This is a genomic window from Verminephrobacter aporrectodeae subsp. tuberculatae At4 (genome assembly GCF_000193225.1).
GTDB lineage: Bacteria > Pseudomonadota > Gammaproteobacteria > Burkholderiales > Burkholderiaceae_C > Acidovorax > Acidovorax aporrectodeae.
Genome location: NZ_AFAL01000845.1, coordinates 1 through 677 on the forward strand (window position 1 = coordinate 1; position 677 = coordinate 677).

Below are 677 nucleotides of genomic sequence, written 5' to 3' on the forward strand. Positions count from 1 at the left end.
ACCGTGCCGCTGGCGTTCGCGATGGCGCCGCCGCTCAGGCTGAGCGCGCCCTGCGTGCTGTACGTCTGCCCGCCCGCGTTGTTCAGGACGCCGCTGCCCGCGCTGACCGTGGCCTGGCCATTGGCCGCGATCACGCCATCCTGGTTGTTCACGCCGGTGCCCCGGACGCTTGCGTCGGTGACGGCGACCGACCGGTTCGCCGAGGCCGTGGCGTCCCCGAGCGTGCCGCCGCGCGTCGCGTCCGTGACCGCGCCCGCGGGGGGCACATTGCGTGCCGGGCTGGTGCTTGCGCCAACGTCGGGCACGCTGGCCGTTGCCCCACCCACGGCGACGGCGCAGGAAAGCACCAGCGCGAGCAGCTTGTTCGAGCAAAGCGAGGCGATGGCAGCGCCGCCGCCTGCACCGGGGCTGTTGTTGCTCGCGCCGGTGATGGCGATGCTGTCGCCGTGGATGCGGCCGGTGTTGTTCACCACGGCGGCGGTGATGCTCGGCAGGCCGTCCGAGCTGTTGATCAGCTCCTTATTGTTGGGATAACCCATGACCCATTGAGCAGGGGCGCATACCTCGGTCCGAAGTCCACCGGGGGGCTGGTTGCCTGGATCAGAGGTTCGTTGGTAAGACGAATAAATCCTGGTCTCAGCAGTTTCTTCAACTCGGATCGCCGCGCAGAGAACAGC

General features: G+C 68.7%; 1 protein-coding gene. It reads right to left on the reverse strand.

From position 1 onward, the window contains the following. Positions 1-539, reverse strand: a 539-nt coding sequence (locus VTU_RS29570; RefSeq protein ID WP_010108993.1) for a hypothetical protein, incomplete at its 3' end; no start/stop codon positions are given. Positions 540-677 lie beyond the last annotated feature (138 nt).